General features: G+C 63.9%; 8 protein-coding genes. 5 read left to right on the top strand and 3 right to left on the bottom strand.

Features of this window, described 5'->3' with window-relative positions; all coding sequences use genetic code 11:
• The coding region (locus KBZ07_RS14850; protein WP_254932337.1) for an FAD/NAD(P)-binding oxidoreductase at window positions 1–928 on the top strand (928 nt) is incomplete at its 5' end.
• Here KBZ07_RS14850 and KBZ07_RS14845 read toward each other — a convergent pair.
• Genes KBZ07_RS14845 through KBZ07_RS14835 form a run of 3 tightly spaced genes read right to left on the bottom strand, consistent with a single transcriptional unit; the run spans window position 900 to window position 3,329 of the window.
• Window positions 900–1,970, bottom strand: coding sequence for an acetate kinase (locus tag KBZ07_RS14845; RefSeq protein WP_254932336.1), 1,071 nt, complete (start codon window positions 1,968–1,970; stop codon window positions 900–902). The two genes, KBZ07_RS14850 and KBZ07_RS14845, sit on opposite strands and share 29 nt — an antisense overlap.
• The gene (locus KBZ07_RS14840; RefSeq protein ID WP_254932335.1) at window positions 1,963–2,991 is read right to left on the bottom strand and encodes an AraC family transcriptional regulator; all 1,029 of its coding nucleotides are present in this window, start codon (window positions 2,989–2,991) and stop codon (window positions 1,963–1,965) included. Before KBZ07_RS14840 ends, KBZ07_RS14845 begins: the two co-directional genes overlap by 8 nt.
• 38 nt (window positions 2,992–3,029) lie before the next feature.
• On the bottom strand, window positions 3,030–3,329 hold the full coding sequence (locus KBZ07_RS14835) for a hypothetical protein (protein ID WP_254932334.1): 300 nt from the start codon (window positions 3,327–3,329) through the stop codon (window positions 3,030–3,032).
• A 134-nt stretch (window positions 3,330–3,463) separates the two neighbouring features.
• On the opposite strand from KBZ07_RS14835, the gene KBZ07_RS14830 reads away from it, so the two are divergent.
• The 4 genes from KBZ07_RS14830 to KBZ07_RS14815 form a co-directional block, all read left to right on the top strand.
• The gene (locus KBZ07_RS14830; RefSeq protein WP_254932333.1) at window positions 3,464–3,610 is read left to right on the top strand and encodes a hypothetical protein; all 147 of its coding nucleotides are present in this window, start codon (window positions 3,464–3,466) and stop codon (window positions 3,608–3,610) included.
• Window positions 3,583–4,683, top strand: a complete 1,101-nt coding sequence (corA, locus tag KBZ07_RS14825) for a magnesium/cobalt transporter CorA (protein WP_254932332.1) — start codon at window positions 3,583–3,585, stop codon at window positions 4,681–4,683. The genes KBZ07_RS14830 and corA overlap by 28 nt, the downstream gene beginning before the upstream one ends.
• Before the next feature lie 119 nt (window positions 4,684–4,802).
• Window positions 4,803–5,795 carry a PstS family phosphate ABC transporter substrate-binding protein gene (locus KBZ07_RS14820; protein ID WP_254932331.1) on the top strand — a complete coding sequence of 331 codons (993 nt, stop codon included), beginning with the start codon at window positions 4,803–4,805 and terminating at the stop codon, window positions 5,793–5,795.
• A 7-nt stretch (window positions 5,796–5,802) separates the two neighbouring features.
• On the top strand, window positions 5,803–6,087 hold a 285-nt coding region (locus tag KBZ07_RS14815; protein WP_254932330.1), incomplete at its 3' end, for a CHAD domain-containing protein.

Genomic DNA, 6,087 nt, shown 5'->3' with positions numbered 1-6,087 from the left:
GGTCAAGGGTCTGCCGGAGGCCCTGGGCCACGGTGGAGTCTGCAGCAACTACAGCAAGGATCACGCCGCCTACACCTGGGAAACGATCCGGGCCTTCAAGGGCGGCCAAGCCGGGGCAGGTCAAGCTGGCTCAGGGCAAGCAGTGTTCACCTGTCCGTCGATGCCGATCAAGTGTCCGGGCGCGCCCCAGAAGATTGCCTATCTCGCGGCTGACCTGTTCGCGAAAAAACGTCTGCAGGCCCGGGTGATCTATGCCACCGCCACCCCAGGCATCTTCGGGGTGCCCACCTATGCAGCGCCGCTGCGGGAAGTGGTGGCGCGCAAGGGCATCGATGCCCGCTACAACCACGTGCTCACCGAGGTGCGCGCGGCCAGCCAGGAGGCGGTGTTCCGCGTGAGTGAGGGGGAGAGCAGTCGCGAGGAGGTCGTCCCCTACGCAATGCTGCATGTCACCCCGCCGATGGCGGCTCCCGATGTGGTTGCGAGCAGCCCTCTGGCGGCGCCGAGCGGGTTTGTGGAGGTGGACAAGTTCAGCCTGCAACACCTGCGTCACCCGAATGTGCTCTCCCTGGGCGATGTCAGTGGCCTGCCCAACTCCAAAACCGCAGCGGCGGTGCGGGGCCAGGCGCCGGTGCTGGTGGCCAATCTGCTGGCACTGCTCGACGGCCAATCCCTGGCGGCGGCCTATGACGGCTATAGCTGCTGCCCGCTGATCACTGGCTACGGCACGGCGATCATGGCCGAGTTCAACTATGACCAGCAGCCGGTGCCCTCCTTCCCGCTCGATCCCACCAAGGAGCGCTGGAGCATGTGGTGGGTCAAGCGCAGGCTCCTGCCCTCCCTCTATTGGAACCGCATGCTCACCGGCGCCCAGCACGAGCGGCGCTTCATGCCCGGCATCAAAAGCAACTCCCGGGTGCGTCCCTAGCGCTCGCTGCCAGGCAGGCCCTGGCCATCTGGCCCTCCTCGTCGGCGGCGACCTGCACCAGTTTGAGCGGGCCGAGCCAGCCGAGCGCCTGCCGCAGTTCCTCCACCAGGGCCCCATCGTGCTCGCCGATGCCGCCGCTGAGGGCGATCGCATCCACGCCGCCGAGGCTAGCTGCCATCGCCCCAATTCCCTGCAGCAACTGGTGGCGAAATACGCCGATGGCCAGCTGGGCGCCGGCGTGGCCGGCTGCCGCCGCTTCCCGCAGGATTCGCATATCGCCGCTCAGCCCGGAGAGCCCCAGCAGCCCACTTTGGTGGTTGAGGGCCTGCTCGAGCTCCTGGGCCGTGAGCCCAGCCCGCAGTTGGTGCAGCAGCACACCGGGATCGAGGGAGCCGCAGCGGGTGGCCATCACCAGGCCATCGAGGGGGGTGAAGCCCATGGTGGTGGCAATGCTGATCCCATCGCGAATGGCGCACAGGGAGCAGCCTGCGCCCAGATGGCAGCTGATCAAAAGGGGCACCCGCACCACCTCGGCCACGTGCTGGTGGTTGAGGCCGTGGAAGCCGAACCGCCGCAGGCCGGAGGCGCGCCAGGCCTCGGGAATCGCGTAGGTGCTGGCCTGGGCGGGCAGGGTGCTGTGGAAGCCCGTGTCAAAGCAGACCCATTGGGGCGGAGTCTCCAGGACGGTCTGCAGCCAGCTGATCAGTTGCAGGGCGGGCCCGTTGTGGAGCGGGGCGAGGGGAATCAGTTGGCTGAGGTCCCGGATGACGGCCGGGGTCAGCAGGGTGGCCGTGCGGTAGGCGTCGCCGCCATGCACGAGCCGATGCACCACCAGCTGGATGCGGCCCTGCCAGGGCGCCAGCTTCTCCTTGATCCAGTGGGCGACCGGCCCGGGCAGCTCGAGCTCGCCCTTGCCCAAAGGGCATTGGTGCTGCTGGAGGGGCCGTTGCTGCTGATCGAGCAGGCTGAGCTTGAGGTTGGAGCTGCCGGCGTTGACAGCCAGAACCACCCCTGGCGCCGGGGTCACTGGCCCCTCAGCCATGCACCCGCCTGCCCTCCCGCAGCAGCTCGGATGGACGGATGCCATATACGCTGTGGAAGTCGCGGCTGAAGGCAGGGAGGCTGGCAAAGCCAAGCCTGGCCGCGATCCCAGCCACGCTGTCGCCGGGGCCGGGCTTGAGCAGCTGTTGCCTGGCCAGGTCGAGGCGTTGGCGCCGAATCCATTGCATGGGGCCGCAGCCGAAGCGCTGGCTGAAGGCCAGCTGCAGGTTGCGCCGGGAGTAGCCGCTGCGCTGCTCCAGCTGGGTGAGGCTGATGGGTGAGCGGAGATTGGCCTGGATCCACTCCAGCAACTCCTCAAAGATCCTTTGTCTTGTGGAGCAATCGCCGCGCTGGTGGCCGCTTAGAGACTGGCGCGCCAGTTGGGGGCAGAGAGCCAGGGCCAGAATCCGGTAGATGAGGTCGTCGAGCTGAAGGAGCCCCAGCTCGCCCTGCTGTTCCAATCCCGGTGCATCCAGCAGGGCAAAGGCTCGGTGCAGGGTGCCCAGCAGTTCGCGCTGCCGCTCCCCCCGCAGCGAGAGCACCTGGGGGCGCTGCAGATCGGCGGCGAAGCGACGCTCCGAGATTCCCACTCCGCCGATGGTGGCGGCGGTGGTTTGCAGGCGTTTGAGATCCACATGCAGCACCAGCCCGTTGTAGTGATCGGTGTTGTAGCTGTAAGCGAAACCGGGATTGAAATACAGCGGCGCCTCGCCATGGATGCTGTGGCTGTGGCCGTCCACCGTGTAGGCGGCGCCTCCGGCGTAGCAGATGTTGATGGCACCCACGCCGGGGTTTTCGCCGATGCAGCCATGGATCGGGCTGGTGTAGCCGGACGTGAGGGTGAGCTCGCCGGCCTTGGCGGTGCTGGCCCGGTGCAGGAAGGGATTTGCCCGGGCATCCCGGGGAGCAAACTCCAGCAGCGGGAAGTGCTGGGCCAGCTTGTTCGCCAATCCTTGGGGATCCATGTCCACAACCGCCTGTTGGTCGTGAAACACCAGCGGTAGGCGGGCCAAGCTGTTCAAGCCGGATCAAACCGTATGACTAACTCTAAACCAAGGGCCTAGCCATCTTCTTTCGTCGAATTCAGCAGGGCATCTTTGCTCTCCTTGAGCTCTTTCCAGATTCGCCTGATTTGGCCATAGGCCTGTTCCTGGCTCACCTTGCCGTTGCTCTGCAGGCCCACCACCAGCCCAACCCGCTCTGCGAAGGATTCGAGGTTCTGGTGGAACATCAGCCGCTGGGGGCTCCAGTCGTCGCCCTTGTAGGAGGAATGGGCTTCCATCGGTGAAACAATGGCGTTCAGCGCCGAATCCGGCTCCGGCGCAGGGGCACCGGAGTTACCCGATCTGGCAGGGCTCACAGGCATCAATACATACCCGCCCATATTAGGGAGGCGTTAATTAAGAATCGGTGAAGACCCCAGCTGGTGTGGCCTGGGGCACGAACCGGTTTTGCTGCGGGTTCGAGGATCAGGTAGCGCTGTGAAGCCTTGCCATGGACCAGTCCTCCGCTGGTTGGTTGCCCCAGGTGATGCTGTGCCTGCTGATCCAGGCCAGCATTGTGGGTGGCGGCCAGCTGCTCAACCGCTGGCTGGCTCCCCCACCCCCCTCGCCGTGCTGCGCCCCACCCCTGGTGCTCTGAATTCCCACCTCCTCGAGGAGCGCCCCGCCAACCTGCCGGCCCACCTGTATGTGCACGGGGGTAGACGCAGCAGCTGCTTCAGCGCCGTGTTGTTTGAGTGTGAAGGGCCGCGGCTGGTGCCGCTGGAATCCTGCCAAGAGCTCGCCCAGCTCCACCGGCGCGGGGATCCGATCTGGTTGCGGGTGATGGGTCTGGCGGATCGGCGGCAGGTGGAAGCCATGCTGGAGGTGCTCCAGGTGCCCCCGATGTTGCTGCCCCCCTTGCTGGAGGTGCCGCAGCGCTCCCGGGTCGATGGGTTGGATGGGGCCCTGCTCGTGGTGCTGCATCGGCTCAGCTTTGCCCGGGATCCCCTGCACCTGCTCAGTTCCCAGGTGGGCTTGCTGCTGCTGCCCAATCTCCTGATCACCTTTGAAGAGGCTCCGAGCGGGGAGTCGTTTCCGGCGCTCACCGCCTGGCTGGAATCCCGGGTGGGAGCGGTGGAACACCGGGATCTAGATGACATCCTCCACTTTCTGGTGGATGAACTGCTCGATGAGCTGTTTCCGATGTTGGAGCAGATCGCCAATCGCCTTGACGACCTGGAGGAGGCGGCCCTGCGGGACCCCAAGCCCAAGCTGCTGACCCGGGCCTTTGAGCACCGCAGCAACCTGCGCACGATTCGCAACCAGGTGTGGCCCCTACGCCACCAGATCAGGGTGCTGCTGCGCCAGCGGCAACAGCTGCTGGGGGATGAGGCCCTGGTGGGCTTCCAGGAGATGGCAGAGCTGGTGGAGCTGTTGTTTGAAAATTGCGAGCTGTTGCGGCATCAATGCGATGCGATCACCCAGGTCTATGCCGCCAGCGTGGGCAACCGTATGAACCAGGTGATGAAAACGCTCACCATCCTTACAAGTATTTTTGCGCCCCTCACCTTCATCGGTGGTATTTACGGCATGAATTTTGCCGCCATGCCCGAACTCAGCTGGCGTTATGGATATCTTTATGCCCTGGTTTTAATGGCGATGGTGGCCTTGATTCAGGCCTATTGGCTCTGGCGGCGTGGTTGGTTTCAAGACTGGACTGCCCCCCGCTGAGGGCCCAACCTGTAAAGCACAACCTGGTCTTAACCCCTTTTGAGCGCCCGGTCGCCCAGAGTTCTGGGGTGATGGCCAAGGTCATGCGCCCCATCCTGACTTTTTTCGCTCCTCTGCTGTTGTCACAGCTGCTGACGCCGCTGCCCTCAGTTGCGCAGGCGGCGCCGGAGCCGTTGCGTATCGGCGGCTCGAGCACCGTATTCCCGGTGGTTCAAACCGCGATTGAGGCCTACCAGAAGGGTGGCGCCAACCGCCAGGTGCGTTTTGAGCTCAAGGAGACGGGCACCTCGGCGGGCTTCCGCCAGTTCTGCAGAGGGCAACTGGTTATGGCCAATGCCTCCCGGCCGATCAGCGCCAAGGAGCTCAAGGCCTGTGCCGCCAAGGGAGTGTCGTTTCTGGAGCTGCCGATTGGCTTCGACGCGATCACCGTGGTGGTGAATCCAAAGAACAGCTGGGCTTCCCGGATATCCACCCAGGAGTTGGGGCGGCTCTGGAACCGGCAGGCAACCGGCAAGGTGACCCGCTGGAACCAGGTGAACCTGGATTGGCCCGATCGACCAATCCGCCTCTGCGGCCCCGGCAAGGATTCCGGCACCTTTGATTATTTCAATAAGGCCATTAATGGCGACGAAGATAATTCACGAACTGATTATTTTGCCAGTGAAAATGATAATGATTTGGTGGCCTGCGTAGCAAAAAATCCAGATGCCCTGGGATATTTCGGCTTTGCCTATTACCAGGCCAACGCCAAGCGATTGAAGGCTCTGGCCGTGCTGGGCAAGAAGGGGTTGGCGACCCCCTCGGCCCAGTCGGTGCAGAAAGAAGCCTATGTGCCCCTGTCTCGTCCTCTGTTCATTTATATCAACGACAAGGCCCTGCGGCAGCGCCCTGAGCTGCGCAAATTTGTGATCTACACCATCGCCAATGGGCTGAAGTTCGTCAAGTTGGCTGGCTATATCCCCATGCCCTCCAGCACCTATCGCCTGGTGGAAAGTAAGCTCTATCGCCACGTGCTCGGCACGGCCTTCGGCGGCGACCTGCCCGTGGGACTGACTACGGGACAAGCGCTACAACGTAGTCTTGAGAGTATCAAGAAACCGGAATTCCGTTGATCTCTCAATGGCGCAGCTTCGCGATGTAAGCAATGGCGCCTATGCCCTCGACCTCCTGCAGAAGCAGGTAGGCAAGCTGGTGCAGCTGCAGGCCCCGGTTGCGGCGGGGGAGGGAACCGAGCCCCTGCATCAGATGCGGGTGGCGATGCGCCGGCTCAGCACCACCCTTGTTCAGTTTGAGCCCGCCCTGCAGGTTCCTGCCGCGCTCAACAACCAACGCCTGGCCAAATGGGTGCGCCGGCTGGGGATGGCCAGGGATCTAGATGTGTTGCGGGAGCGGCTCGAAGATGGC

Source organism: Cyanobium sp. BA20m-14 (assembly GCF_024346295.1).
The sequence above is the reverse complement of the archived record's forward strand: the minus strand, read 5'-3'. Positions and strand labels throughout refer to the sequence as shown.

Excerpts from the sequence above, each read along its gene's own strand:
- KBZ07_RS14845 (WP_254932336.1), bottom strand. The coding sequence starts at position 1,970 with ATGGCTGAGGGGCCAGTGACCCCGGCGCCAGGGGTGGTTCTGGCTGTC.
- KBZ07_RS14830 (WP_254932333.1), top strand. The coding sequence starts at position 3,464 with ATGGACCAGTCCTCCGCTGGTTGGTTGCCCCAGGTGATGCTGTGCCTG.